General features: G+C 67.3%; 23 protein-coding genes and 1 pseudogene. 14 read left to right on the forward strand and 10 right to left on the reverse strand.

Going from position 1 to position 26268, the window contains the following annotated elements; genetic code table 11:
- The first annotated feature begins 3 nt into the window (after positions 1 to 3).
- The 11 genes from ACIDOCELLA78_RS000000101170 (at position 4) to ACIDOCELLA78_RS000000101220 (ending at position 12762) form a co-directional block, all read left to right on the forward strand.
- Complete coding sequence (locus tag ACIDOCELLA78_RS000000101170) at positions 4 to 2607, forward strand: sensor histidine kinase KdpD (protein WP_201728029.1); 2604 nt, start codon at positions 4 to 6, stop codon at positions 2605 to 2607.
- Positions 2604 to 3299, forward strand: a complete 696-nt coding sequence (locus ACIDOCELLA78_RS000000101175; protein ID WP_201728030.1) for a response regulator — start codon at positions 2604 to 2606, stop codon at positions 3297 to 3299. Before ACIDOCELLA78_RS000000101170 ends, ACIDOCELLA78_RS000000101175 begins: the two co-directional genes overlap by 4 nt.
- 137 nt (positions 3300 to 3436) lie before the next feature.
- The gene (locus ACIDOCELLA78_RS000000101180) at positions 3437 to 4630 is read left to right on the forward strand and encodes a transporter substrate-binding domain-containing protein (RefSeq protein WP_201728031.1); all 1194 of its coding nucleotides are present in this window, start codon (positions 3437 to 3439) and stop codon (positions 4628 to 4630) included.
- Entirely contained in the window at positions 4627 to 5229 is a 603-nt protein-coding gene (locus ACIDOCELLA78_RS000000101185) for an ANTAR domain-containing response regulator (RefSeq protein ID WP_201728032.1), read from the forward strand. Before ACIDOCELLA78_RS000000101180 ends, ACIDOCELLA78_RS000000101185 begins: the two co-directional genes overlap by 4 nt.
- Before the next feature lie 286 nt (positions 5230 to 5515).
- Positions 5516 to 6397 carry a nitrilase family protein gene (locus tag ACIDOCELLA78_RS000000101190; protein WP_201728033.1) on the forward strand — a complete coding sequence of 294 codons (882 nt, stop codon included), beginning with the start codon at positions 5516 to 5518 and terminating at the stop codon, positions 6395 to 6397.
- A 63-nt stretch (positions 6398 to 6460) separates the two neighbouring features.
- Entirely contained in the window at positions 6461 to 7714 is a 1254-nt protein-coding gene (locus tag ACIDOCELLA78_RS000000101195; protein WP_201728034.1) for a substrate-binding protein, read from the forward strand.
- 136 nt (positions 7715 to 7850) lie between these two features.
- On the forward strand, positions 7851 to 8723 hold the full coding sequence (locus ACIDOCELLA78_RS000000101200) for a branched-chain amino acid ABC transporter permease (RefSeq protein ID WP_201728035.1): 873 nt from the start codon (positions 7851 to 7853) through the stop codon (positions 8721 to 8723).
- Positions 8724 to 8731: 8 nt separating this feature from the next.
- Positions 8732 to 9742, forward strand: a complete 1011-nt coding sequence (locus ACIDOCELLA78_RS000000101205) for a branched-chain amino acid ABC transporter permease (protein WP_201728036.1) — start codon at positions 8732 to 8734, stop codon at positions 9740 to 9742.
- The gene (locus ACIDOCELLA78_RS000000101210) at positions 9735 to 10463 is read left to right on the forward strand and encodes an ATP-binding cassette domain-containing protein (RefSeq protein WP_201728037.1); all 729 of its coding nucleotides are present in this window, start codon (positions 9735 to 9737) and stop codon (positions 10461 to 10463) included. Before ACIDOCELLA78_RS000000101205 ends, ACIDOCELLA78_RS000000101210 begins: the two co-directional genes overlap by 8 nt.
- On the forward strand, positions 10457 to 11155 hold the full coding sequence (locus ACIDOCELLA78_RS000000101215) for an ABC transporter ATP-binding protein (RefSeq protein ID WP_201728038.1): 699 nt from the start codon (positions 10457 to 10459) through the stop codon (positions 11153 to 11155). The genes ACIDOCELLA78_RS000000101210 and ACIDOCELLA78_RS000000101215 overlap by 7 nt, the downstream gene beginning before the upstream one ends.
- A 74-nt stretch (positions 11156 to 11229) precedes the next feature.
- Positions 11230 to 12762 carry an amidase gene (locus tag ACIDOCELLA78_RS000000101220; protein WP_201728039.1) on the forward strand — a complete coding sequence of 511 codons (1533 nt, stop codon included), beginning with the start codon at positions 11230 to 11232 and terminating at the stop codon, positions 12760 to 12762.
- Between the two features lie 132 nt (positions 12763 to 12894).
- Here the strand turns inward: ACIDOCELLA78_RS000000101220 and ACIDOCELLA78_RS000000101225 are convergent, their stop codons facing one another.
- On the reverse strand, positions 12895 to 14439 hold the full coding sequence (locus ACIDOCELLA78_RS000000101225) for an NAD(P)/FAD-dependent oxidoreductase (protein ID WP_201728040.1): 1545 nt from the start codon (positions 14437 to 14439) through the stop codon (positions 12895 to 12897).
- Between the two features lie 268 nt (positions 14440 to 14707).
- Here ACIDOCELLA78_RS000000101225 and ACIDOCELLA78_RS000000101230 point away from each other — a divergent pair, with 268 nt between their 5' ends.
- Positions 14708 to 15349 (forward strand): DsbA family protein, encoded by a 642-nt coding sequence (locus ACIDOCELLA78_RS000000101230; RefSeq protein ID WP_201728041.1) that lies wholly within the window; start codon positions 14708 to 14710, stop codon positions 15347 to 15349.
- Between the two features lie 7 nt (positions 15350 to 15356).
- Here the strand turns inward: ACIDOCELLA78_RS000000101230 and ACIDOCELLA78_RS000000101235 are convergent, their stop codons facing one another.
- The 4 genes from ACIDOCELLA78_RS000000101235 to ACIDOCELLA78_RS000000101250 form a co-directional block, all read right to left on the reverse strand.
- Complete coding sequence (locus tag ACIDOCELLA78_RS000000101235) at positions 15357 to 16238, reverse strand: halocarboxylic acid dehydrogenase DehI family protein (protein WP_201728042.1); 882 nt, start codon at positions 16236 to 16238, stop codon at positions 15357 to 15359.
- A 66-nt stretch (positions 16239 to 16304) separates the two neighbouring features.
- Complete coding sequence (locus ACIDOCELLA78_RS000000101240; protein ID WP_249675209.1) at positions 16305 to 18923, reverse strand: cation-translocating P-type ATPase; 2619 nt, start codon at positions 18921 to 18923, stop codon at positions 16305 to 16307.
- Positions 18910 to 19107, reverse strand: a complete 198-nt coding sequence (locus tag ACIDOCELLA78_RS000000101245) for a hypothetical protein (protein ID WP_201728044.1) — start codon at positions 19105 to 19107, stop codon at positions 18910 to 18912. The genes ACIDOCELLA78_RS000000101240 and ACIDOCELLA78_RS000000101245 overlap by 14 nt, the downstream gene beginning before the upstream one ends.
- The gene (locus ACIDOCELLA78_RS000000101250) at positions 19104 to 19382 is read right to left on the reverse strand and encodes an AI-2E family transporter (protein WP_201728059.1); all 279 of its coding nucleotides are present in this window, start codon (positions 19380 to 19382) and stop codon (positions 19104 to 19106) included. Before ACIDOCELLA78_RS000000101250 ends, ACIDOCELLA78_RS000000101245 begins: the two co-directional genes overlap by 4 nt.
- Positions 19383 to 19612: 230 nt before the next feature.
- Here ACIDOCELLA78_RS000000101250 and istA point away from each other — a divergent pair, with 230 nt between their 5' ends.
- Both istA and istB read left to right on the forward strand, forming a co-directional pair.
- The gene (gene istA, locus ACIDOCELLA78_RS000000101255; RefSeq protein ID WP_201727680.1) at positions 19613 to 21139 is read left to right on the forward strand and encodes an IS21 family transposase; all 1527 of its coding nucleotides are present in this window, start codon (positions 19613 to 19615) and stop codon (positions 21137 to 21139) included.
- 17 nt (positions 21140 to 21156) lie between these two features.
- Positions 21157 to 21903, forward strand: a complete 747-nt coding sequence (gene istB, locus ACIDOCELLA78_RS000000101260; RefSeq protein ID WP_201727488.1) for an IS21-like element helper ATPase IstB — start codon at positions 21157 to 21159, stop codon at positions 21901 to 21903.
- A gap of 106 nt (positions 21904 to 22009) precedes the next feature.
- Here the strand turns inward: istB and ACIDOCELLA78_RS000000101265 are convergent, their stop codons facing one another.
- From ACIDOCELLA78_RS000000101265 to ACIDOCELLA78_RS000000101285, 5 genes and pseudogenes are all read right to left on the reverse strand, one after another.
- Positions 22010 to 22801 (reverse strand): AI-2E family transporter, encoded by a 792-nt coding sequence (locus tag ACIDOCELLA78_RS000000101265; RefSeq protein WP_201728045.1) that lies wholly within the window; start codon positions 22799 to 22801, stop codon positions 22010 to 22012.
- Positions 22802 to 22941: 140 nt separating this feature from the next.
- On the reverse strand, positions 22942 to 23508 hold the full coding sequence (locus tag ACIDOCELLA78_RS000000101270; RefSeq protein ID WP_201728046.1) for a hypothetical protein: 567 nt from the start codon (positions 23506 to 23508) through the stop codon (positions 22942 to 22944).
- Positions 23509 to 23643: 135 nt separating this feature from the next.
- A pseudogene (locus tag ACIDOCELLA78_RS000000101275) lies at positions 23644 to 23978 on the reverse strand (hypothetical protein).
- Between the two features lie 235 nt (positions 23979 to 24213).
- Complete coding sequence (locus ACIDOCELLA78_RS000000101280; protein ID WP_201728047.1) at positions 24214 to 25380, reverse strand: acyl-CoA dehydrogenase family protein; 1167 nt, start codon at positions 25378 to 25380, stop codon at positions 24214 to 24216.
- Positions 25381 to 25396: 16 nt separating this feature from the next.
- On the reverse strand, positions 25397 to 26203 hold the full coding sequence (locus ACIDOCELLA78_RS000000101285; RefSeq protein ID WP_201728048.1) for an IclR family transcriptional regulator: 807 nt from the start codon (positions 26201 to 26203) through the stop codon (positions 25397 to 25399).
- Positions 26204 to 26268 lie beyond the last annotated feature (65 nt).

Below are 26268 nucleotides of genomic sequence, written 5' to 3' on the forward strand. Positions count from 1 at the left end.
CGCATGGGATCAGCATCGCCAGAGAATCGGCCCGATCCGGACGCGCTGCTCGCCCGCGCGAACAGCGACGGGCGCGGGCAGCTCAAGATTTTCCTCGGCGCCGCCCCCGGGGTCGGCAAGACCTGGGAGATGCTGGCCGCGGGACGGCGACGCTTCGAGACGGGAACAGATGTCGTCGTCGGCCTGGTCGAGACGCATGGGCGCGCCGAAACCGCCGGGCAACTCGGCGACCTGCCGGTGCTGCCAAGGCGCATCGTGCCCTATCGTGGCCGGCTGCTGGAGGAGTTCGATCTCGATGCGGCGCTGAAGCGGCGGCCGGCGCTGCTGCTGGTCGACGAACTCGCCCATGCCAACGCGCCGGGCCTGCGCCATGCCAAGCGCTGGCAGGACGTGGCGGCGCTGCTGGAGGCGGGGATCAATGTCTGGACCACGCTGAACGTTCAGCATCTGGAAAGCCTGAACGACCAGGTGGCGCGCATCACCGGTATCCGGGTGGCGGAAACCCTGCCCGATACGGTGCTCGGCCTCGCCGACGATATCGAGCTGATCGACCTGCCGCCGGAGGAGTTGCGGACGCGGCTGAAGCAGGGGCTGGTCTACCGGCCGGATGTCGCGCTTCGGGCGCTGGGCGGCTTCTTCCGGCCGGGGAATCTCGCCGCCCTGCGCGAGATGGCGCTGCGGCGGGTGGCGCAGCATGTCGATCGCGACATCGCCGCCTACATGCGCGCGCAGGCGATCGCCGGGCCGTGGCCGGCGGCGGAGCGGGTGATGGCGGTAGTCGAGGCGGGCGAGGCGGCGGAGCAGGTGGTCAGGCACGCCTCCCGGCTTGCCGAGGCGCTGCGCGCGCCGTTCTTCGCCTTCCATGCCGAGCGGGCGGCGACCGGCATGGCCGTGCAGCCGGCGCTCGATCTCGCGATCCAGCTTGGCGGCACCGTCGAGACGACGACGAACGCGGATGTGCTCGCGGCATTGCTCGACGCGGCGGCGCGGCAGAACGTCGCGCATATCGTGATCGCGCGGGGCGGGGGGCGGTGGCGGTGGCGCCGGGGCCTCGCCGCGCGGCTCGCGCGCGGGGCGCGGGCCTATGCGCTGCATGTCGTCCCCGATCCCGCGGCAAGCCGGCCGGCGCCGCCGCATCGCGCGCCCCCGCCGAGGCTGATGCCCTTCGGCCTCAGCCTCGGTATCATGATCGCGACGACCATCGTCGGGTTCGCCTTGCGCTTCCTGCTGCCGGCCGAGGCGATGGGCTATGTCTTCACGGCGATCGTCGTCGGCATGGCGAGCCTGTATGGCCGCAGCGTCGGCATCTTCGCGGCGCTGACCGGCTTCGTGCTGTGGAATTTCTTCTTTCTCCCGCCGATCTACACGTTTTCGGTCACCAATCCCCGCGACGTGACCGCGCTCTTCGCCTTTCTCGTCGTTGGCGTGCTCACCGGCTCGCTGGCCGGGCGGGTGCGGGCGGAAGCCGAGGCGGCGCGCACGCGGATCGAGGCGCTGCGGCGGATCACGCTGTTCGGCCGCGCGCTGGCGCAGGTTTCGGACGAGGCGGGGCTCGCCGCGGTGGTGGAGGCGGAGGCGCGGGCGCTGGCCGGCGAGGCGGCGCTGCTCATCGCCCGGGCGGGCCGGCTGCCCCCGGCCAGCGGGTTCGACGAGACGGCGGTGGCGGCGGCGGAATTCGCCTGGCGCAACCGTGTCGCCACCGGCTTGGGCACGACGACGCTGCCCGCATCGGCCTGGCGGTTCCAGCCGCTGGCGACCGAGGCGGGGGCGATCGGCGTGCTCGGCGTGCGGCCGGAAACCCCGCCGGCCGAGCCGGTGATCCAGACGCTCGGCGCGCTCGCCGACCAGGCCGCGCTGGCCGCCGAACGGCTCCGGCTCGCCACCAGCGCGGCCGAGGCGCGGGCGCATGAATCGACGCAGCGCCTGCGCACGGCGCTGCTCTCCTCGCTCTCGCACGACCTGCGCACGCCGCTGACCGCGATCCGCGGCGCGGCCGAAACGCTGGCGGAATCGGATGACGACCTGCCGGAGGCGACAAGGCGCGACCTGCTGGCCAGCATCGTCCAGGATGTCGGGCGGATGACGCGGTTTCTCGCCAATATCACCGGGATGGCGCGGATCGAGACCGGCGAGATCGTCGCCCGGCACGAGAGGGTGGATCTCGCGCCGGTGGTGGAACTCGCGGTCGCACGGGTGAGCGAGGCGTTCCACACCGCGGTCAACATCCCCGAGGACGCGGCCACGGTGCGCGCCGACCCGGCGCTGCTCGAACAGGTGCTGGTCAATCTGCTGGAGAACGCGGTGAAATACGGGCCCGAGGGCGGGGCGATCTCGGTGTTCGCGCGGCGCGCGGGGGAGGTCGTCGTGCTGTCTGTCGCCGATGAGGGGGTGGGGATTCCGCCCGAGGACCTGCCGCATGTGTTCGACAGTTTCTTCCGGGTGGTCCGCGGCGACCGGGTGGCGCCGGGCACCGGGCTCGGGCTCGCGATCGCGCGGGCCTTCGTCGAGGCGATGGGCGGGACGATCGCCGCCGAAAGCCCGCGGCGCGACCTGCCGGCGGACGGGCTGCCGGGGACGATCATCCGCGTGGAGCTGAAACAGCCATGACCGAGGCGAAACGGATCGAGACGGGCCGCGTGCTGGTGGTGGATGACGAGCCGCAGATCCACCGCTTCCTCAAGCCGGCGCTGGAAGCGGCGGGATATCTCGTGCTGCGGGCGGATCGGGGGGCGGAGGCGTTGCGGCTGGCGGCGACGCTGGTGCCGGACGTGATCCTGCTCGATCTCGGCCTGCCCGATCTCGATGGGCAGGACGTGATCGTGAAGCTGCGCGAATTCTCCGAGGTGCCGGTGATCGTGCTCTCCGCGCGGGACCAGGAGGCGCAGAAGATCGCGGCGTTCGACGCGGGCGCGAACGACTATGTCGAGAAACCCTTCGGCCTCGGCGAACTGCTCGCGCGCATCCGCAACGCCTTCCGCCTGATCGCGACCGGCCAGGGCGTGCCGACCGAGCTGATCGTCTTCGACGGGCTGCGGATCGACGAGGCGGCCCGCAGCGTCAGCCTCGATGGCGCGGAAATTCATTTCACGAAAACCGAATTCCGGATTCTCACAGCCCTGGTGCGGCATCGCGGCAAGCTGGTGACGCATGACGACATCCTGCGCGCCGGCTGGGGCGGGGTGCACGAGTCCGACCGCACCTATATCCGCATCTATATCCGCAATATCCGCCAGAAACTCGGCGCCTTCGCCGACAACCACATTCGGACCCGGCCGGGGCTCGGCTACATCGTCGAGTAAAGTCCCCGCGCGCGGCGACGCCGCGTTGTCCGAGAGGGGCGGGCCGACCGACCCGTGATGTCCGCTTGCATCGCAAGATCGGCGTCGGCACTATCGCGGCTGGACAGTCTTGTCCGTTCAGGATCGAAGAGGTTTGCTTGCAGAACGATACGCTCGCCAATAATCGCGATGCATGGCGGGTTGGAATCCTGTTTTCACGCTCGGGCGTGATGCGGATTCCCCAATCCGAGCATTTCTTCGGCACCGCGCTGGCCATCGAGGAGGTCAATGCGGCCGGAGGAATTCTCGGGCGTCCCGTCGAGCCCATCGCCTATGATCCGGGCTCGAACCCGGCGGCCTATCGCGAGCTTGCCGAGCGCCTGCTCATCGACGACGGCGTGCAGATCATTTTCGGCTGTTCGACCTCCGCCGAACGCAAGGCGGTGCTGCCCTCGATCGAGCGCTGGAACGGCCTTTTATGGTATCCCTCGCTCTATGAAGGTTTCGAATACTCGCCGAACGTCATCTATACGGGCGCGGTTCCGAACCAGAACAGCATCCAGCTTGCCAGGTATCTTGCCGGGCGGCACGGATCGCGGATTTTCCTGATCGGCTCCGACTACATCTATCCGCGCGAATCCAATCGGGTGATGAAGGAACTGGTCGATGCGGCGCAGGGCGAGATCGTCGGCGAGGAATATTTCCCGCTGGTGCTCGCGGATCGCACCTTCGATGCAACCCTCGACCGGCTCTGCCGCATCCGGCCGGATGCGATTTTCTCCACGCTTGTCGGCGAAGCCGGCATTGCGTTCTATCGCCAATATGCCGAGACGAAGCTGTTCGCCGCCGGCATCCCGATCGCCAGCCTGACCATGGCGGAGGGCGAACTCGCCGAGATCGGCGGCGAGCGGGCCGCTGGACACATCACGGCGGCCCCGTATTTCTCCACGGTGGCAACGCCGGCCAACCGGCAGTTCAGCGAGCGGTTTCGCGCGAAGTTCGGCGAGGGTTGCCCGATCAGCATGTATGCGGAAGCGGCTTATTGCCAGGTGCATCTTTTCGCGCAGGCCCTTGCGGCCTGCGGCACCACTACCCCGCAGGTGCTCGCCCGCGAAGCGCTCGGCGCCGAGTTTCACGCCCCCCAGGGGGTGGTAACGATCGACCCTGACAACAATCACGCCTATGTCACCCCGCGCATCGGAATCGCCACGGCGGATTGCACCTTCAGGATCGTTCACGAGGAGACCGAGCCGGTCAAACCCGATCCCTACCTCGTCAGCCACGATTACGATCAAGGCGGCTTCGCCCCAAGCGCCCCGGGGCGGCCTGGCGTTCAGGATATCTCCGCATGATGGACCTGCGGATCCTTCGCGAACTGCGTGACCTGCGGGTTCTCATCGCTCACCCGCATGATGGGGATGGCGACGAGCTGGTGCGCCAACTCCGGCGGATTGGCTGCGATGTCAGCCATGTCTGGCCGGCAGCGGCGAAGGCGAGCGAACGCGCCGATGTCGTCTTCTTCCTCGTCGAACACGAGTCGGCGACGCAGCGCGGCTTCAGCTACGACGACACGAGCCTGACCCGGATTGCCGTCGTCAATGCGGAGAGCCCGCTGACCTTGCGGGCGCTGATGGATGCCCGCGCCCATGCGGTGATCATGAAACCGATCCGGCCGATCGGTATCCTGACCAACCTCGTCCTCGCGCGGTCCCTGCAATCCTACGAGGCGAAGCTGTCGTCGAAAGTGGCCAAGCTCGAGGAAACCATGAAATCGCAGCGCCTCATCGCCAAGGCCACCCGGATCATCATGGCGAAGGAATCCATTTCCGAAAACGAGGCCTATACCCTGCTTCGCCGCCAGGCCATGAAGAAGCGGGTCTCGATGGCGTCGATCGCCGATGCGGTGACCCGTGCAGAGGAACTGCTCGAAGGCATCCGCAACGCGCCCTGACCCGCGCCGCGGCAAGATGCCAGCGCGTTTCGGCACCCCGTCGCAGCTTCAAACCCGCCCGCTCGGCTAGAGCGTCATCCGATCCGGATGGATCGGAAAGTGCTCTAAAATTCATGTTGACAGCGCGCGCATGAGCGGAACAACATGCTTGGGCCCCGTCAAGATATGCCGGGGACCGGCGAGCAGGGTTGCTTGCCACCATATCAAGGGCAAGTCCGCCCTCGTCCCGCTCCCGTCACGTCATGGGGGCAGGCCGAGGGCTATTTTTTTTGGGGAGTGCTGTCTGATGGCCGAGCAGTCCGGGAGCCGCAACATGGTGCGGGTGGCGTGCCTCCAGATGGAGCCGCATGTCGGCGAGAAGGACGCCAATCTCGACGTCAGTCTCGGATTGATCGAACAGGCGGCGGCAAATGGCGCGAAACTGCTCGTGCTGCCGGAGCTTTGCAATTCGGGCTATGTGTTCAGGAGCCGGGGGGAAGCATTCTCCCTGGCGGAGCCGATCCCCGACGGGCCGACCGTCCGCCGCTGGGAGGCCGCCGCGTCGTCCCACGATGTCTACATCGCCGCCGGAATCGCCGAGCGTGATGGCGACAGCCTCTATAACGCGGCGGTGCTGATCGGACCTTCAGGCTATATCGGGACATTCCGGAAGGTGCATCTCTGGAACGAGGAAACCCTTTATTTCGAACCCGGAAATCTCGGATTTCCGGTCTTCCACACGCCGATCGGCCGCATTGGCATGGCGATCTGCTACGATGGCTGGTTTCCCGAAACCTATCGGCTGAACGCGCTCGCCGGCGCCGACATCGTCTGCGTGCCGACGAACTGGGTGCCGATCCCCGGCCAGGCCGAGGGGCGCGAGGCGATGGCGAACATTCTCGTCATGGCCGCTGCACATTCGAATTCGCTGTTCATCGCCGCGGCTGACCGGGTCGGCACCGAACGCGATCAGCCATTCGAGGGCCAGAGCCTGATCGTCAGCTACACCGGATGGCCGGTCGCAGGGCCCGCCAGCCGGACACGGCAGGAGATCATCTACGCGGATGTGAATCTCCAGGATGCCCGCCGCGGCCGGAACTGGAACGATTTCAACCAGGTCCTCCGCGATCGGCGGACGGATGTCTACGATGAAATGCTCGGTGCCGACGTGCCGCGTGGATGGTACTGAGCACCCGCGTCCAACGATAAAAACCAACGGGATACGCCAGCCCCTAACCCCAAGGAGGATAACATGAGTGAAAAGCCGAATTCCGCTAACGGCGTGAACCGCCGCTCTGTTCTGTTGGGCAGCCTTGGCGCGGCCTCCGCCCTTGGCGCGCCGGCGGTCATCCGCAGCGCCTATGCCGCGGCACCGATCAAGGTGGGCGTGATCTCGCCTCTCACCGGCGCATGGACGGTCTATGGCAAGGCGCATTCCGAGGGGTTCAAACTCGCGGTCGATGAAATCAATGCTGCCGGCGGCGTGCTCGGCCGCAAATTCGAAATCATCATGGCGGATTCCAAGACCGAGCCGCGCATCGTCGCCGAGCAGGCCAACCGGCTGATCCGCGAGGAGGGCGTCGACTTTCTGGCCGGCACATTCTCGAGCGCCGAGCGCAACGCTGCGGGCCCCGTTGTCACCGCGGGGAACAAGGTGCTGCTCTACCCCACCTTCTATGAAGGCCAGCAGCAGAAATATTTCCCTGGCGTCTGCAACCCGAACATCTTCATGTTCGGCCCGGTGCCGAGCCAGCAGGTCTGGCCGCATCTGCCCTACATGATGAAGAACCACGGCAAGAAATTCTTCATGGTCGGTTCGGACTATGTCTGGCCGCGGGTGACCAACGCCGTGACGAAGAAGCGCCTGGTCGAGCTGGGCGGCGAAGTCGTCGAGGAAATCTACATCCCGTTCAATACGCCGCAATACGACTCGGTGCTCTCCAAGATCCGCAATTCCGGCGCGAACGTGATTTTCCTCTCCCTCACCGGCAGCGACACCATCAATTTCCGCAAGCAGTTCGTCTCCGCCGGCATGAAAAAGGATTTCACCCTCTGGACGGTGGATGACGAGGAAGTCGTGACCAGCGCGCTCGGCCCCGAAGCCTCGGCCGGCACCTATGTCAGCTTCGACTATTTCATGTCGATCAAGCAGGCGAACAACGACGCCTTCCTCAAGAAGTTCCGCGCGAAATTCGGGCAGAACGCGCTGATGGATACGGTCGGCGTCGCGATGTACAATGCCGGCCACATGGCGGCGATGGCGATCGCCAAAACCGGCAAGGTCTCGACCGATGGCCTGCGCCAGGGACTTGCCGGCCTGACCTTCGACAAGGCGCCGCAAGGCAGCGTCACGATGCGGGCGATCGATAACCAGGCGATCCTGCCCTCCTACCTCATGCGTGTCCGCGACCACTGGACCGGAACCGGGGACATGTTCGAGCAGGTGCAATACTTCCCGGACGTGACACCCGCGACCGCCAGTTGCGCCCATCTGCCGCTGAACTGATCCCGAGCGTGCGGGCAGGCGGGCGCTTCGCCAGCCTGCCCGCACGGCAAGGATTTCCTGCAATCCGGTCCCGGCGCGCCGGCGTGCTCGCCCTGAGGCTGGAACAAGACGAGGCTCCGACCGCAATGTATCGATCATGACCCACGAAACGGTGTTTCACGCCATCCTGTCCCTCGCCATCCAGGGCACGCTCATCACCTTCGTCTACGCCCTTGCCGCGCTCGGCCTTGCCGTCGTCTTCGGATTGATCGGGGTGATCAACATGGCCCATGGCGCGATGATCACGCTCGGGGCTTATTTCACCTGGGCTTGCCTCTCGGCGGGGCTGCCTTTCGGCCTCGCTGTTCTCGTCGCGGTCGCCGGCGTCGGGCTCGTCGGCCTGATCGTCGAGCACGCGCTGATCCGCCATTTCTACGACAAGCCGTTCGAGACGCTTCTGCTCACCTGGGGGCTTTTCCTGATCCTGACCGAGCTGATCAAGATCGCCTTCGGCAGCGATATCCGCACCATCCCCACGCCGCTGCCCAGCGCCATCGCCTTTCTCGGCTTCCATATTCCCGAATACGAAGCTCTCGTCGCGCTGCTCAGCGCGGCCCTGCTCGGCGCCATCGGCCTCGTCTTCTACAAGACGTCTTACGGCATCAAGATCCGCGCCCTGACCCAGAATCGCGAGGTTGCCGGCCTGCTCGGCCTCAATGTCGCGGCGACCTACAAGATCGTCTTCGTCGCCGGCGCGATGCTTGCGGGGCTTGCGGGCGCGTTGATGTCCCCGATCCTGAGCATCGATCCGACGATCGGCAACATCTATCTCGTCCGCTCGTTTTTCGTCGTGATCGTCGGCGGCATCGGCCAACTGCTCGGCGGCACGCTGGCCGGCAGCTTCCTGATCGGCGGCTCGCAGACCATCTTCGGTGCCTTCTCCAGCCAGGTCATCGCGCAGACCATCGTCTTCGCGCTTGCCATCGTCGTGCTGCGGTTCCGTCCCACCGGAGTGTTCAAGGAAAAATGAGCAACGCGATGTCAAACACCCGACCGGTCCCGCCGATGCCGCGAATCAGCCTGCGCTCGGAATCGGCTGCGGCGATCGTGGTATTCGCCGTCCTCGCACTGCTGCCCCTCATGATGGGCGGCTACGTCATTTATGTCCTGCCGCAATATCTGATCTATGGCGTTCTCGCGATGTCGCTCGGCATGCTCTGGGGCTATGCGGGCATCCTCAGCTTCGGCCAGGCGGCGTTCTTCGCCCTCGGCGCCTATGCGATGGGCCTCGCCATGAAGGCCGGCTTCGGCGCCGGCGATGGATATCTCGGTCTGCTGGCGGCAATCGTCGTCGGCGCCGGCCTTGCGTTCCTGGTTGGCTATTTCCTGTTCAGCGCCGGCGTGCGGGATATCTATTTCGTCCTGATCACCCTCGCATTGTCGATCATGGTCCAGCAGATCGCCATCAGCCAGTCCTCGCTCACCGGCGGATTCAACGGGATGTACATCCCGCGGATGGACCTCGCGCTTGGCCCGCTCGGCCGCGTGTCTCTCGCGCATGACCGCGCGATCTACTATCTGGTTCTGCCGGTGACGGTCGCGATCTATGCCGGATTGCGGCGCCTCACCCGCAGCGATTTCGGCAAGGTGCTGGTCGGCATTCGCGAGAACGAGGGCCGCACGCTTTCGCTCGGCTTCGACACTTCGTGGTACAAGACCATCGCCTTCACCATCTCGGGCGCGGTCGCGTGTTTTGCCGGCGCCCTGTACGGGGCGCATGCCGAATTCGTGTCCCCTTCGCTCGCCAGCGTCGCGTTTTCGACGGAGGTGGTGATCTGGGTTGCGATCGGCGGCAGGCAGTCGCTGCTCGGCGCGCTGCTCGGCGGCCTCGGCGTGGCGGCGCTTTCGAACTATCTCGATGGTTTGTCGCCGGTATTCTGGCAGCTGATTCTCGGCGGAATCTTCGTCGCCGTGATCATCGCCTTCAAGGGCGGCATCGCCGGCGCGCTCGGCCGCCTTGTCGCGCGCAAGGATGACGCCCATGGCTGAGTTTCTCAGGATCTCGAAACTGACCAAGCATTTCCGCGGCCTGGTGGCGAATGAGGATGTCGATTTCACCCTCGGCAGTGGCGACGTGCGCTGCATCATCGGGCCGAACGGCGCCGGCAAGACGACCTTCATCAGCATGATTTCCGGCCATGTCGTGCCGACATCGGGGCGCATCGCGTTCAAGGGGCGCGACATCACTCCCATGAGCGTTCCAGGGCGGGCCCGGCTCGGCATCGGCCGCAAGTTCCAGACACCCTCGGTGTTCGACAACCTGACGGTCGCTGAAAATATCGAGCTTGCCTCGATCGGCAAGCACGCGGAAGGCGCAGACCGGCGCGCCCGCATGGGCGAGGTGCTGCAACTGACCAGGCTGGAGGCGTTTGCATCGAAGCCGGCGCTCACCCTTTCCCACGGGCAGCGCCAATGGCTCGAGATCGGCATGCTGCTGGCCAATCGTGCCGAGCTGCTCCTGCTCGACGAGCCGACGGCGGGGATGAGCGCGGAGGAAACGCACGCGACCGCGGCGCTCATCAAGACGCTCGCCGCCGAATTCGGCATCGCGATCGTCATCATCGAGCACGACATCAACTTCATCCGCGACCTCGGCGCGCCGGTCACCGTGCTGCATCTCGGCCGGGTTCTCATGGAGGGCGATTTCGCCGCTGTCAGCGAGAACGACGATGTGCGCAATGTCTATCTGGGCGGAGAGTGGGAATGCTGAGCGCGACCGGCCTGCATGTCGGCTACGGGCCGATCGAGGTCATCCATGGCATCGACTTCAAGGTCGAGACCGGCGAGATCGTCGGCCTTCTCGGCCGCAACGGCATGGGCAAGACGACCCTGATCCGCGGCCTGAACGGATCGCTGCCCGCGCGTTCCGGGCGTGTCGTGCTCGACGGGGAAGATATCACCCATCTGCCGATGCATCTCCGCTCCCGGCGCGGCATCGCGACCATCGTTCAGGGGCGTGGCATCTTCCCAAAGCTCACGGTCTGGGAAAACCTCGAAATGGGGCGGATTGCCGGCGGCGGGCAGAAGGTGAGCCGGCTTGACGAGGTGATCGGCTATTTCCCGCGGCTCGGCGAACGCCTGAAGCAGCTTGCGGGTTCGATGAGCGGCGGCGAGCAGCAGATGCTCGCGATCGGCCGCAGTCTGATGAGCCATCCGAAGGTTCTCCTGCTCGACGAACCGTCCGACGGCATCATGCCGATCCTCGTCCAGCAGATCGCGAAAATCCTCGCGGAAATCAATCGCAGGGAAAAGATGACGATCGTGATCGTCGAGCAGAACGTCCCGATGGTGTTCTCGCTCACCTCTCATTGCATCATTCTCGAGAAGGGGCGCATCGTCGCCGAAGGCAATCGCGACGATATCGCCGACAGCGAGATCATGAAGGAATATCTCGCACTCTGAAGCGTGTTCCGGCCCGCCCGGATCGGGCGGCCGGCTGTCTGGTTCACGACTGGCCTGTTTTTGGGGAGGACTGAATGACACTTCATACCGTCAAGGTTCCGTCGCTCGCGACTCTGCGTGATGTGGCGGCCGAACTGGGCATGAGTTTCGACGAGACCGATCTCGCCGGACACCATGAAGCGATTGCCTCGAGCATCGCCGCCCTGCAACTCGTCGACCGCATGCAGGACGAACTGCCCGAGGTCCGTTATCCACGGCTGCCCGGCCAGCGCGTCGCCCCGGAGGAGAACCGGCTCGGTGCGTGGGCGATCAAGTCCGTGATCGAGGGCGCCGCCACCGGCCCACTCAAGGGCAAGACCGTCGTGATCAAGGACAATGTCTGTGTCGCCGGTCTGCCGATGTCCAACGGCGCCTCGACCCTGGACGGCTACATGCCTGAAGTCGACGCGACGGTCGTCACCCGCATCCTCGATGCCGGCGGCACCATCGTCGGCAAATCGGTCTGCGAATATTTCTGCTTCTCGGGTGGCAGCCATACCAGTTCGAGCGGCCCGGTGCACAATCCGCACCGGCACGGGCACTCGGCCGGCGGCTCGTCTTCGGGCAGCGCCGCACTCGTGGCGTCGGGTGAGGTGGATATGGCGCTCGGCGGCGACCAGGGCGGATCGATCCGCATGCCCTCGGCCTTCTGCGGCACCTACGGCATGAAGCCGACTCACGGGCTCGTGCCCTATACCGGCATCATGCCGATCGAACTCACCCTCGATCACACCGGGCCGATCACCGCGACGGTCGAGGACAACGCCCGCCTGCTCGATGTCCTTGCCGGCCCCGATGGGCTGGACCCGCGTCAATACGGTGGCGATCGGGCATACGCTCATGTCGAGGCGCTCGGCCTGGGCGTGAAGGGCATGCGGATCGGCGTTGTCCAGGAAGGGTTCGGCCATCCGCAGTCCGAAGCCGCGAGCGATACCCTCGTCCGCGCCGCCGCCGAGCGCTACAGGGCGATGGGTGCCGAGGTCGAAACCGTCTCGATCCCGATGCACACGGTCGGGCCGGCGATCTGGCTCGCCGTGGCCGCCGAGGGGGCGACGATGCAGATGATGCATGGCAACGGGTTCGGCTTCAACTGGCAGGGCCTCTACCTGACCTCGCTGATGGACCGCCACGCCGTGTGGCGCGACCGGGCGGACGAGTTGTCGGACACGCTGAAGAACACCATGCTCCTCGGCCATTACATGACCAGGACCCATGGCGGCCGCTACTACGCGAAGGGGCAGAACCTCGTCCGCCGCCTGCGCGCCGCCTACGACGCCGCCTTGCAGCGCTTCGACCTCCTGCTGATGCCGACCGTCCCCATGGTCGCGCCACCGTTGCCGGATGCCGATGCCCCGGTCACCGAGATCCTGCAGCGGGGCTTCGAGATGCTGCCCAACACCTGTCCGTTCGACTGCACGCATCATCCGGCCATGAGCATTCCTTGCGGCAAGGTGGACGGACTTCCGGTCGGGATGATGCTGATCGGCCGGCTATATGACGAGCGATCGATCTATCGTGCCGCTTCAGGTTTCGAGAGCGGTGTGGACTGGACCGCGATATCGGCATAGCGAGGTCTCCGATCCTTCGGGGTCGGATGCGGCGCTCCGCGATATCGGCAATCACGGCATCCTTGTCCGATCAGATGAATTCATCTGATCGGATGATGCCCTATCGTCAGCCCGCCTCTGGCAGCATGGAACTCAGTCGGAACTGGCCATCGGCACGAGCGGCGAGGTTTCGGTCACCTGGCGGTAGGCGCGGTGATAATTCCGGGACGACGATGTTGTCCCCTCCTCGTGGTATTCCGCGTCCTGGTTGACCTTCCAGAGATCATAGACCTGCTTTCCCGCCAGGATGTTTTCGGCGGCCAATATGGCCGTCATCATCGCATGGTCCTGATTGTTGTATTTATGCATGCCGTTTCGGCCGATCAGGTGCAGGTTCGGGCAGGTCGCCTCAAGGTCCGTCCTGATCGTATCGATATGTTTCTGGTAGTGGTCGTCATAGACCGGATAGGCCTTTCTCTGGCGAACGACGGTCCCTTCGAGAATATCGTCCCGTGTCGCAAGGCCGAGCCTGACGAGTTCGCTGGTGGCGAGTTCGACCAGCGCCTCGTCAGCCGAAGCCCAGAGACCATCGCCCTCGAAACAGAAATACTCCAGCCCGTAACAATTCAGCGTCGGGTCGGGAACCATTTCCGGTGACCATGACTTGAAATTCTGGATTCGCCCGACCTTGACGCTCGGATCGTGGATGTAGATCCAGTTATCGTCGAAGAGCGACCGGTCCTTGAGGATCAGCGCGACGGTGAGAAAATCGCGATATTTGAGCGCGTCCGCCGCCGCCAGCGTGTCGCCGTCCAGCCGCGGCTGGATCGCATGGCACAACTCACGCATGGGCATCGTCGAAATCACATGGGTCGCATGAAACGCGTGACGAGCGCCGGCCTGATCCTCGGCGACGACCGTCCATGACGCGTCGTCTTCCGGCGTGATGGTGACAACCTTCAGGCCTTTGCGGATTTCGCCGCCCTGGCGTTCGATCTTGGCGGCCGCCGCCTCCCAGAGCATTCCGGGGCCGCGCCGCGGATAGCGGAAACTGTCGATCAGGGTCTTGATGACCTGCTCACGCGGCTTTTTGCCCGATTGCGGGATGAGCGCGTGCTTGATCGCCTGCGACAGCGACAATCCCTTGATCCGCTGCGCCGCCCAGTCCGCCGAAATCTTGTTGCAGGCCATGCCCCAGACCTTTTCCGTGTAGGTACGGAAAAAGATCCGGAACAGCCGCTTGCCGAACTTGTTGGTTACCCAGTCTTCGAAATTGGTGGGGTTGGCGATCGGAAAGAGCCGCGCCTTCGCATAGGACAGAACGCACCGCACCGCCTCGAACACGCCGAGTTTCAGCAGCGCGTCCATCGCCCGCAGCGGATAGTCGAACAGCTTCTGGCGGTAATAGATCCGTGATTTCCGCGGGCGGACAAGAAATCCTTCGTCGAGAATCTCGTCCCACAGCGCCTCGATTTCCTCGGATTTCGAGAAGAAGCGATGCCCGCCGATATCGAACGCGAAGCCCTTGTAGGTCTCGGTGCGGGAAATGCCGCCGACATAAACCGGATCCTGTTCCAGCACGGTCACGGTCATGCCGTTGCGGCTGAGCAGATACGCGGCAGTCAAACCCGCCGGCCCCGCGCCGATACAAATCGCTGATACTTTTTTGGGGTTGGATAAAAAATTAGAAGGCGACATAAATTATTAACCTTATCGAGACATAAAATAGAGTAATACAATTCATGAATACGATATTCAGAAAGATATTCTTGGTCAATAGGTGATCGTATCAATTTCCGATGCGGTTTCCGGTCACCGCAAACAATGGTATTCAAACCAGGCTCGACGGAAAAATTTGTTGCGCCATCCGCGCTGCTTCCGGTCTTCCCGCTGGGCGCCGGTGACGTTGAATTTCGCCGGGCGGCAGTCCAGCGACTGTCTGGTCCAGGAACCGTAGGGGGCGAAAATGAGTGATCCGGTCTTGGTGTTCTGGTCGTTCCGCAGCCCGTATTGCTACATCGCGCTGCCGCGCCTCATCGCTTTGTCGGAAGCGCATGGCGTCGCGCTGGAGATGCGGATCGTGCATCCGGCCGCCTTGCGCAACCCGGAGTACTTCCGGACCATGAACCCCCTCGCGCGTCCCTATTTCCTGCGTGACAGCGCGCGCGAGGCGGCGGCGCACGGCATGCCGTTCCGCCGCCCCGTGCCAGATCCGGTCGCGCAGGACCCGACGACGCTCGCCATCGCGGCGGCGCAGCCGCTGGCGCGCCGGCTGGGCCGCCTCGGGGTTGCGGGGTCGCAGCGCGGACGCGGCGTTGCCTTTTGCCTTGAAGTGTCCCGCCTGCTCTGGGATGGCCAGGTCGATGGCTGGGATACCGGCGAGCATCTCGCCCGCGCCGCCGCCCGCGCGGGGCTCGACCTTGCGGCGCTTGATGCGGCGATCGCCGCCGATCCCGACGGGTATGAGGCGGTGCTGGCGCGGAACGACCGGGATCTGCGCGCCGCCGGCCACTGGGGCGTGCCAACCATGGTCTGGCACGGCGAGCCCTTTTTCGGCCAGGACCGGATCGGCACGCTGGCCTGGCGCCTGCGCGGCGTTGCCGGGTAGGGGCTGTCTATCGCAGTTGCAGGTCGAACAGAGCGACATTCAGCACGAGGCCGGGCAGGAGCCACTGGAACAGCCGGGCCACCGCCTGCATTTCGTCGAGTGGTGCATCCCGCAGCGCCGCCGCGCGCAACCCTTCGGCATCCAGCCCCGCCGGATTGGGCACGCGATGGCGGACCCGCGCCAGAGCGTCGTCATGCACCCGGCGGCAGGCCGCCTCATAGGCCGGCGTCGCGACCAGCGGCCTGATCCCGCCCCAGGCGGCGGCGAAATAGCTCGGCCAGCGCGCCAGGGCCCGGTAGTCGGTGTTGACGAAGGGCAGGCCGAGCGTCGCCTTCACATCCTCATACACAGCCCTTGTCGTCGGTTCGGCATGATGCGCCTCCATCAGCACGAACGGGCAGGCGACATCCGGCGCGTGGCGGCCGGTGAAGGGCACCGCGTCAACCGCCGCGTCAGGCGCCATCGCGCCGCCTTCCAGCAGCAGCCGCACCAGTGTGGCGATCAGCAGATAGGGGTAGTTGCCGTGGGAAAAGATCTCGATCATGTCGCGGATGGAGGCGATTTCCGCCGGCGCGTAGCCGGCGGCGTCCAGCGTTCCGCGCAGCCCGGCCGGCGCAAGGCGCGCGGCCTCCCCCTCGGCCAGCGCGCGCAGCTCGCGGCATTCGCCGACAAAGCCTGCACTGGTCACGATCGGCTCGATCCCCTGCCACAGATGGCGGAAGAAATGCGGGTAATGGGCGTAGGCCATCGTCACCACCCCCATCCATGGCACCTGCAGCGCGGTCTTCATGGCGGTGTAGAACGCCTTCCGCTCGCCATCGGCCAGATATTCCGCCAGCGGATGGATGGCGGGGATCGGGGTGGGCAGGTGCCTTTCGAGTGTGGTCATCGTCGTGTCGCCCTCCCGGCGATGCAGATCTCAAATGCGGGATGCAGGAGAGGCGATCTCCGGCCTTCAGGTCAAGATGCGGCGTGCCCATTTGACCAGTTCGAGGGCGATGAAGATCACGCTTGAGGCGGCGATCGTCACGGCGAGTTCGCCGGGGCGCAGCGGGGCGGCGCCGAAGGCGCGGTTGATCCCGGGCGTGTAGATTACCGCGAGTTGCAAGGCCACGGTGAGCAGCGCCGCGCCCAATAGTGGCGGGTTCGCGCCGAGATCGGCATGGAACGGGGGTGCATGCGCGGCGCGGACCGCCATCAGCTGCCAGAGCTGCACGAAGGTCAGCACGGCGAAGACCATCGTCTGCCAGTGCGCGTCCTGCATCCGGCGGGCGGCGGCCTCGGTCAGCAGCGTGATGGCCGCCATCAGCAGCCCGGACCACAGCACCTCCACGGCCATGCCGCCGGCGAGCAGCCGTGCGCGCGGCGGCCGCGGCGGGCGGGTCATGATGTCGGGTGCGGCCGGCTCGGTGACGAGGGCGAGTCCGGGCAGACCATCGGTCACGAGGTTGATCCACAAGATCTGGATCGGCCGCAGCGGCATTGGCAGACCGAAGAACGGGGCGAGGAAGATCGTCAGGATCTCCGCCGTGTTGCAGGCGACGATGAAGCGCACGAATTTGCGGATATTGTCATAGATCCGCCGCCCCTCGCGCACGGCGGCGACGATGGTCGCGAAATCGTCGTCCAGCAGCACGAGGCTCGCCGCCTCGCGGGCGACATCGGTGCCGCCGCGGCCCATCGCCACGCCGATATCCGCCTGAGCCAGCGCCGGCGCGTCGTTCACCCCGTCGCCGGTCATCGCCACCACCTCGCCACAGGCTTGCAGCGCGGTGACGATGCGGATTTTCTGCGCCGGATCGACCCGGGCGAAGACCGCGACTTCCCGCACCCGCCGCCGCAGGTCCGGCTCGTCGAGCGCCTGCAGCGCGGCGCCCGTCATCACCGCCGCCGCCGTGTCCGCGGCATCGTCGAGAATGCCGATCGAGCGGGCGATGGCGATGGCCGTGAGCGGGTGATCGCCGGTGATCATCACCGGGCGGATGCCCGCCGCGATGCAGGTCGCGACCGCGGCGGCGGCCTCGGGGCGTGGCGGGTCCATCAGGCCGGCGAGGCCGAGGCATTCGAGCCCGCTTTCCAGTGCCGCCTCGGGGAGGATATCCGCTGCGCCCGGCTTGTGCCGCCCGCGGGCGACGGCGAGCACGCGCAGGCCATCGGCGGCCATGGCGGCGGCGGCGCGCATGAGGGCCGCATGATCGGTCGGTGCTGCGCCGGCGGGGCCGTCCATTTCCGTGCAGAGCGGGATCACGGCCTCGGGCGCGCCCTTTGTGTAGCTGACCAGCGCGCCGTCCTCGCGGTGCAGCGTGGTCATGCGCCGCCGCTCGGCGGTGAAGGGCCGTTCGGCGCATCGCGCGTGGCGGGCGCGCTCGGCGGCCGGATCGAGCCCGGCCGCGCGCGCCGCGTGCCAGAAGGCGGTTTCGGTCGGGTCGCCCTGCGGCTCGCCGGCGGCATCGGCGGTGGCGTCGTTGCACAATACCAGGGCGCGGAGCAGCGCCGTCGCGTCGGGGTCGCCGGGGCGCCAGGCAGACGTCATCCGCATCTGGTTCAGCGTCAGCGTGCCGGTCTTGTCGGCGCAGATGGTGGTGACGGCGCCGAGCGTCTCGACGGCGGGCAGGCGGCGGATCAGCGCCCGCGCCCGCGCCATCCGCGCGGCACCGCCGGCCAGCAGCACGGTGACAACGGCGGGCATCGCCTCGGGAATCGCCGCCACCGCGAGGCTGAGCGCGGTCAGCAGCATCGGCAGCGGCGCCTCGCCGCGCAGCAGCCCGGTGGCGAGGATCAGGCCGCAGATCGCCAGCGCCGCCGCGGCGATCTGCCGGCCGAACTGGGCGAGATGGCGTTGCAGCGGCGTGGCGTCGGCGGCGGCGCCCTCGATCAGGCTGGCGATCCGGCCAAGCTCGGTGGCCATTCCGGTTTCCGTCACGATGCCCGTCGCGCGGCCGCTGAAGACGCCGGTGCCCTTGTAGGCCATGCAGGTGCGCTCGGGCAGTATGGTTCCGGCGGGAACCGGGGTGGTTTGCTTCGGCACCGGCGCCGATTCCCCGGTCAGCGCGGCCTCGCCGATGCGCAGGTCCGGCGCGTCGAGCAGCCGCAGATCCGCCGGGACCGTGTTGCCGGCTTCGAGCAGGACGAGATCGCCGGGGACGAGGGATGCGGCCGGCAGCGCCAGCACCCGCCCCTGCCGCCGCACCGTCGCGCCCGGGGCGGCGAGGCGGCGCAGCCCGGCCACCGCGTCCTGCGCCCGGGCGGCCTGGATGAAGCCGATCGCGGCATCGAGGATGACGATGGCGAGGATCACCATCGTGTCCTCGATCGCGCCGATCAGGGCGGAGAGCGCCGCCGCGCCGATCAGCAGCAGGACCATGACGTCGGTGAACTGGGCGAGCAGCAGGGCGAGCCGGCCCTGCTGCCTTGCCGCCTCGATCGCGTTCGGCCCGTGGCGGCGCAGGCGGGCTTCGGCCTCGGCGTCGTCGAGCCCGCGCGCCGCGTCGCCGCCGAGGGCTGCGACCACCGCCGCGGCATCGAGCGCGTGCCAGGCCGGCGCCGGCGCGGGGGCGGGATCAGCGCGCGCCATGGAGGAACAGCACATAGGCGTTGAGCAGATACATGGCGAACAGGCCGAAGCTGATCCACCCGCCGGAGAGGTTCAGCCGCGTGGCGACCACGTCGCCATTGCGCGACAGCGCCGGGCCGGCCAGCCCGACCAGCGCCGCGCAGAGACAGAAGCCGAGCCAGACGCCGGCGGTGTGCGGGCTCATGACGCCGGCCCGCCGAGGCGGCGGCGCAGCAGGGCGAGGGCGAGGAGGGTGGTGGTCATCGCCAGCGGGCCGAGGATGAAGCCGGGCGGACCGAGGACGATGAGCCCGCCGATGATCGCGATGAAGACCGGCACGGTGTGCAGGTTCAGCCGGTCGCCGACCAGGATGGGCCGCACCACGTTGTCGATCTCGCCGACGACGAGCGCGCCCCAGAGGGCGAGGATCAGCGCCTTCGTCTCGTGGCCTTCGAGGGCGAGATAGGCGGCTTCGGGAATCCAGTGCTGATTCCGGGCTCAATTCGCCCGGGATTCCGAGATTAACTCGCCCGGGATTCCGGGAATTATTCGCCCACCTATTCCGAGATTAATTCGCCCACCTGTTCCGACTTTTATTCGCCCAGGCGGGCGGGGTTGGCCGGGTTGGCTTGAGGTCTCTGCTGGCTGGTTCAGGTTCCCTCCCTTTGGCTGATCGAGGGAGCGGATGAATGCCAGTGGAGCGGATTGCGATGCGCGATGTGCGCGAGATTGTCAGATTGAGGATGGCGGGGCTTTCGACCCGCCAGGTGGGGATCCGGGTCGGGGTTGCGGCATCGACGGTGCGCTTGACGCTGCGGCGACTGGAGGCGGCCGGGCTCGATGGGCCAGGGGCTCTGGCGCTGTCCGAAGCGGCATTGGAAAGGCGCTTGTTCGACGGCGCGGTGGGCAAGCGGCCGGGGCATCGACGTGTGGATGAGCCGGACTGGGGGCGTATCCGCCGCGAGTTGCAGCGCAAGCACGTGACGCTGTCGATCCTGTGGGACGAGTATATTGCCGAGCACCCGGATGGGTATCGCTACAGCCGGTTCTGCGAGCTCTACCGGAGCTGGGAAGCCCGGCTACCGGTGACGATGCGCCAGACCCACGCATCGGGCGAGAAGCTGTTCGTCGATTATGCCGGCGACACGGTGCCGGTGGTGATCGACCGGCTCACCGGCGAGACGCGTGCGGCCCAGATCTTCGTCGCCGTTCTCGGCGCATCGAGCTTCACCTATGCTGAGGCGACCTGGACCCAGACCCTGCCGGACTGGATCGAGGCGCATAATCGCACTCTGGCAGCAATTGGCGGCGTGCCGGCGCTGCTGGTGCCCGACAACGCCAGGGTCGCGATCATCCGCGCCTGCCTCTACGATCCACAGGTCAACCGGACCTACACCGATATGGCGCGCCATTACGGCACGGCCATTCTCCCGGCGCGGCCGCGGCGGCCGCGTGACAAGGCGAAGGTCGAGGTGGCGGTTTTGCTGGCGGAGCGGTGGCTGCTGGGCAAGCTGCGCAACCGGGCATTTTACGGCCTCGCCGAACTGAATGCCGCGATCGCTGAATTCTGCCGCTGGCTGAACGAGGAGCGGGTCGTCCGTCGCCTGGGGGCGACAAGACGGCATCTGCTGGAAACACTCGATCGTCCCGCGCTGAAGGAACTGCCGGCCGAACCCTATGTGCTGGCGCAATGGCGGCGCCGGCGGGTCGGCATCGATTATCACGTCGAGATCGAGAAGCATTTTTACTCCGTCCCCTACCGGCACGCCCGCGCCGAGGTCGAGGCCCGGTTCACCGTGCGCACGGTCGAGATCTTTCTCCGTGGCGAACGGATCGCCGTGCACGCACGCAGGCCGGGTAACGGCAAACACACGACGATCGCCGAGCACATGCCCTCGAGCCACCGGCGTTATGGCGACTGGACCATCGCACGGATCCATCAGGAAGCCGCACGGCTTGGTCCCTCGGTCGCGACACTCTGCACCCTGATCCTCGAACGCCGGCCTCATCCGGAGCAGGGGTTCCGCGCCTGCATCGGCATCCTTCGCCTGGCCCGCAGTGTTGGCGCCGACCGGCTCGATGCCGCGGCCGAGCGCGCGCTCACCATCGGCACCCTGACCTACGGCTCGGTCAAATCCATCCTCGATAACCGGCTGGAGCGAGCCGCCGGCACCGCCAGTCCCGATCCCACCCCGATCCGCCACCCCAACATCCGGGGCGGCGGATATTTCCACTGATGACAAGGAGAAGCCTCATGCTGAACCATCCGACCCTCGATCAGATCCACCAGCTCGGTCTTGCAGGCATGGCCCGCGCGTTCACCGAGCTGCACGCCAATCCCGAAACCCCCAGCCTCAGTCACGCCGAATGGCTCGGTCTTCTGCTCGACCGCGAGATCACCGTCCGACGTGACAAGCGGTTGAGCACAAGGCTGCGCCATGCCAGGCTGCGCCATGACGCTGCAATCGAGGATGTCGATTACCGGAGTGCCCGCGGCCTCGATCGGGCTCTGTTCCAGAAGCTGATCCAGGGTGAGTGGATCGACGCGCACGACAATCTCGTCCTGAGCGGGCCGACAGGGGTCGGAAAATCGTGGCTGGCCTGTGCCCTCGGTCACAAGGCATGTCGCGATGACAGGACCGTGCTCTATCAGCGCGCCCCCAAACTCTTCGCAGAACTCGCGGTCGCCCGCGCCGAAGGGCGTCACGGCCGGATGATCCGCACCCTCGGTGCCGTCAATCTACTGATCCTCGACGACTTCGGCCTTGCTCCACTCGACGCCGGCGCCCGTCACGACCTGCTCGAGATCGTCGAGGATCGCTACGGCCGCCGCGCCACCATCATCACCAGCCAGATCCCCCCGGCGCATTGGCATGAGCTGATCGGCGATCCGACCTACGCCGACGCCATTCTCGACCGTCTGCTCCACAATGCCCACCGCATCGAACTCACCGGCGAAAGCCTGCGCAAGATCCGCAAGCAAACCCCAAAAACCGCTTGACCCAACGAGAACAGGAGAGCAACGAAATCAACAGCCACAGAGACCGCTACCCGGGCGAATAAATCTCGGAATCCCCGGGCGAATAAACGTCGGAATCGTGGGCGAATTAAAATCGGAATCCATGGGCGAATTCTCCGGAATCCGCAATCCAGACGACGAAGGTGCCGAGCACCGGGACGATGGCCAGCAGGCTCATCACGATGCCCCAGAACAGCGGCGCGCCGAGGCCGAGCGCCCAGAACATCAGCCCGGCCAGCGCGCCTTGCAGCGCCGCGACCATCACCGTGCCGTAGACGATGGCCTGCACGGTGCCGCCGATGCGGGCGAAGACCTCGTCGGCCTCCGCCGCGCCGAGCGGCAGCAGCCGGCGCAGCGCGGCGAGGGCGGCGGCGCGGTCGCGCAGCGCGTAGAACAGGATGTAGAAGGCGAGGACGATCTCGATGAGCTGGGCGACCGAGCCGCGCAGCAGGGCGGCGCCCTCATTGCCGAGCATCGCGACCAGCCGGCCGAGCAGGCCGGAGAGGTCAGGCTCCGCCGGCAGCCAGGCGAGGGCGGGCAGGCGAAGCGGCCCCTGCGACGCGAGCCGGGCCTGGATGAAGGCGGCCCCCGCGATCGCGGCATTCGCCAGCCGCTCGATGACCAGCGTCGCCGGCGCGCCGACCACGAGGATGGCCACCAGCACGACAAGCCCCGCCGCGAGCCCGCGATGGGGGAGGCGCCGCTCAAGCCGCGCCTGCAACGGGGCGAACAGGATGGCGAGCACCAGCGCCCAGGTCAGCGCGCCGAGAAAGGGCAGCGCCAGCGCGGCGCAGACCGCGAGTCCGGCGGCGGCGGCCAGCGCCAGCGGGGCAATGCCGGAGCCGCCGCCCACACGCCCGGCGGGCGGCGGCTCAGTCATGCGCCCGCATGGCCGAACCCCGCGCGCCGCCCGCCCCGACCGTGCCGTGCCCGCGCGCCATGGCGCGAGTGTAGAGCATCGGCCGGTCAGGCGGAGTTACCTGATCGGATGATGCCCGAGGACGGCGCGGGAGGATCAGGTCAGGCGGGCGGCGGGCCGCGCGGGCGCTCGCGCCGGCGCAGCCAGGCGGGCGGGCGGAAGCGGCGCGGCAGTTTCGCGTCCGCCTCGTCGGCGCGGGCTTGTGTGGTTTCGGGTTTGGGGCGTCGCTTGCGCGGGCGCTGGGGCAGGCGGAGCGCGGCCGGGAGCTTGAGGCCGAGGGTGCGGCAGAGCGGGCGGAGGATGCGGCCGAAGCGCGGATCGGCGGCGATGCGGCGCTGCAATTCGGGTTCGGCGAGCAGGGCGCGGAGCTGGCCGGCGGCGGCGACGGCCTCGGGGACCGGCGCGAGCAGCCAGGCGGCGCGGCGGGGCAAGGCGAGCCTTGCGCGATCCACCGGCCGGCGCTCGCGGTGGCGAGTGGGACGCGGACGCGGAGCAGAAACCTGGTTATCGCAGAGGCGGATCAAAAATGTGGCGTAGCGGCGCAAGCGGGTCCAGAGCAGGATGGTGAGGGCGCCGCTCTCGGGGCCGAAGACGCCGGCCGCGCCGCGCCGCGCGACGGCGTCGCACAGCGTGTCGATCAAGGCGCGGAAGCGGCGGGCGACATCCATGAACGGAACAAGAACATGTTTGCCCGGGGGTGGGCAATGTCTTTTCGCTCCTGTTTCTGCTCCTGCCTTTCCGCGCCTGCCTTTTTTTGTGCCGTGTGCCGTGTGCCGTGTGCCGCGCCGGGCGGCGCCGCGGGGTCAGAACATCCGGCCGTTGAGGAAGCCGAGGGCGGGCAGCGGGCGCCAGCCGCGCGGGAGCTGGGCGCGGGTCATCGCGCGGATCGTGTAGCGCGGCACCGGGTGCTCGCAGCGCTGGAGGAAGCCGAGATAGGCGCGGACCTGCTGCTCGCGCCAGGCGCGGTCGGCCTCGGCGCGGGTGTGGCTCGGGTGGATGTCCGCCACCCGCACCACCCGGCCGATGGTCGCGATCACCGCCCAGGAACGGTCTTCGGCGCGGGAGGGGGATTTCTCGAAGCTGCTGATCTTCTCCGGCATTTGCAACGAGATTGACACGGCGCGGGGGGCGACCGCAAGCGATTCCGTGCCGGCCGGCCGGCCGCTTGCGTGCCGGCCGGTTGTGTTCATGCCGGCCGCTTGCGTGCCGGCCGGTTGTGTTCATGCCGGCCGCTTGCGTGCCGGCCGGTTGTGTTCATGCCGGCCGCTTGCGTGCCGGCCGGTTGTGTTCATGCCGGCCGCTTGCGTGCCGGCCGGTTGCGTTCATGCCGGCCGCTTGCGTGCCGGCCGGGTTCATGCCGAGGATCTGGCGGGTCAGGCGGCGCCGGTCATTTCGCGGATCATGTTGCGGGCGATCAGGAGCTGCTGGATCTGCGTCGTGCCTTCATAGATTCGGAACAGCCTGACATCGCGGTAGAACCGCTCGACGGCGTAGTCGGCCATGTAGCCGGCGCCGCCATGGATCTGCACCGCGCGGTCGGCGACGCGGCCGACCATTTCGCTCGCATACATCTTGCAGCAGGCCGCCTCGGTGGAGACGTTGCGCCCGGCATCCTTGCGGCGGGCGGTTTCCTCGATCATGCAGCGGGCGGCGAAGGCCTCGGCCCGGCTGTCCGCCAGCATGGCCTGGATGAGCTGCTTCTCGGCGATCGGCTCGCCGAACTGCCGGCGATCGAGGGCGAAGGCGAGGCTGTCGCGGATCAGCCGCTCGGCGGCGCCGACGCAGACCGCCGCGATGTGCAGGCGCCCGCGGTCGAGCACCTTCATCGCGGTCTTGAAGCCCTGATTCTCCCGCGCCGGGCCGCCGATGATGGCGGTCGCGGGGACCCGCACATCCTCAAGGATGACGTCGCAGGTGAGCGATCCCTTCTGGCCCATCTTGCGGTCGGGCCGGCCGAGCGAGAGGCCGCTGGCGCCGGCCTCGACGAGGAAGGCGCTGACGCCGGCAGCCCCCTTCACCGCGGGGTTGGTGCGGGCGAAGACCGTGAAGAGATCCGCCCGCGGGGCGTTGGTGATGTAGCGCTTGGTGCCGTTGAGGATGAACTCGTCGCCCTCGCGCCGCGCCGTGGTGCGCAGGCTGCCGGCATCCGAGCCGGCATCCGGCTCGGTGAGGGCGAAGGAGGCGATCATCTCGCCGCTGGCGAGTTTCGGCAGGTAGTGCGCCTGCTGCGCCTCGGTGCCGTCGATGATGATGCCCTGGGCGCCGATGCCGTTATTGGTGCCGACCAGCGAGCGGAAGGCGGGCGAGGCCTGGCCGAGGATGAAGGCGGCCTGCACCTCCTCGGCCATCGACAGGCCGAGCCCGCCATGGGACTCGGGGATCGACATGCCGAACAGGCCCATCGCGCGGATTTCGGCGACCAGCTCGGCGGGGATGTCGTCCTCGGCGGCGACGCGGTCTTCGGCGGGGATCAGCCGCGCCTTCACGAAGCGGTCCAGCGTGTCGAGGAACTGGGCGAGGGTTTCGGAATCCAGGGCCATGGCGCTCTCTCTTCTGTCAGGGGGAAACGGCGGCGACGCGGCGGACGAGGTCGAGCAGGCGGGGGGCGATGTCCGCCTCGATCCGCGCCTTGGTGAGGGTTTGGGCCGGGCCGCCGCAGTTGAAGGCGAGGATCGGCGTGCCGTCGCGCGGGACGAAGGGGACGGCGACGGCGTTGACGCCCGGCTTCCAGTCGCCATACGAGGTGCAGTAGCCGCGCGCGGCGCATTCGCCGATCGCCGCCTCGATGCCGGGGCGGATCGCCGGCCAGGCCTCGCCCTCATGCAAGCGCAGCTCGTCGAGCAGGCGGGCGCGCTCGCCGGGCGGATGGGCGGCGATGCAGGCGCGGCCGAGCGCGCTGGTGGCCAGCCGGATATGCGCGCCGACCTCGATCGACAGCGTCACCGCGTCGGTGCCCTTGCAGCGCTCGAGATAGACCATCGACATCCGGTCCCGCCCGGCCATCGCCACCGGCATGCCGGAGTGATCGGCCAGCGCCTGCATGAAGGGGCGGGCGAGATCGCGCAGCTTCAGGCCGGCGAGGCAGGAATAGCCGAGCGAGAGCACCGGCGGGGCGAGGCGGTAGCGCGCGGTGTCGGCATGGTAGGACAGGTAGTCGAGCCGGTGGAGCGTGTAGGTGAGGCGGGAGACGGTGGATTTGCTGAGCCCGGTGCGGGCGGCGAGCTCGCCGTTGCCGAGCGCCTCGCCCTCGCGGCGGAAGGCGCGGAGGATGTCGAGCCCGCGGGCGAGGGCGGTGACGAAATCGCGGTCACGGGGGGGCGCTGTGTCGGCCGTGGGGGTGGGGCGCGGGCTGCGCGGTCTCATCGGCCGGGTTTAGGCGGGCGCGGCGGGGGGCGTCAAGTTTGCGGAAAAGTATTCCGCATGGCGGA

Source organism: Acidocella sp. C78, assembly GCF_907164655.1.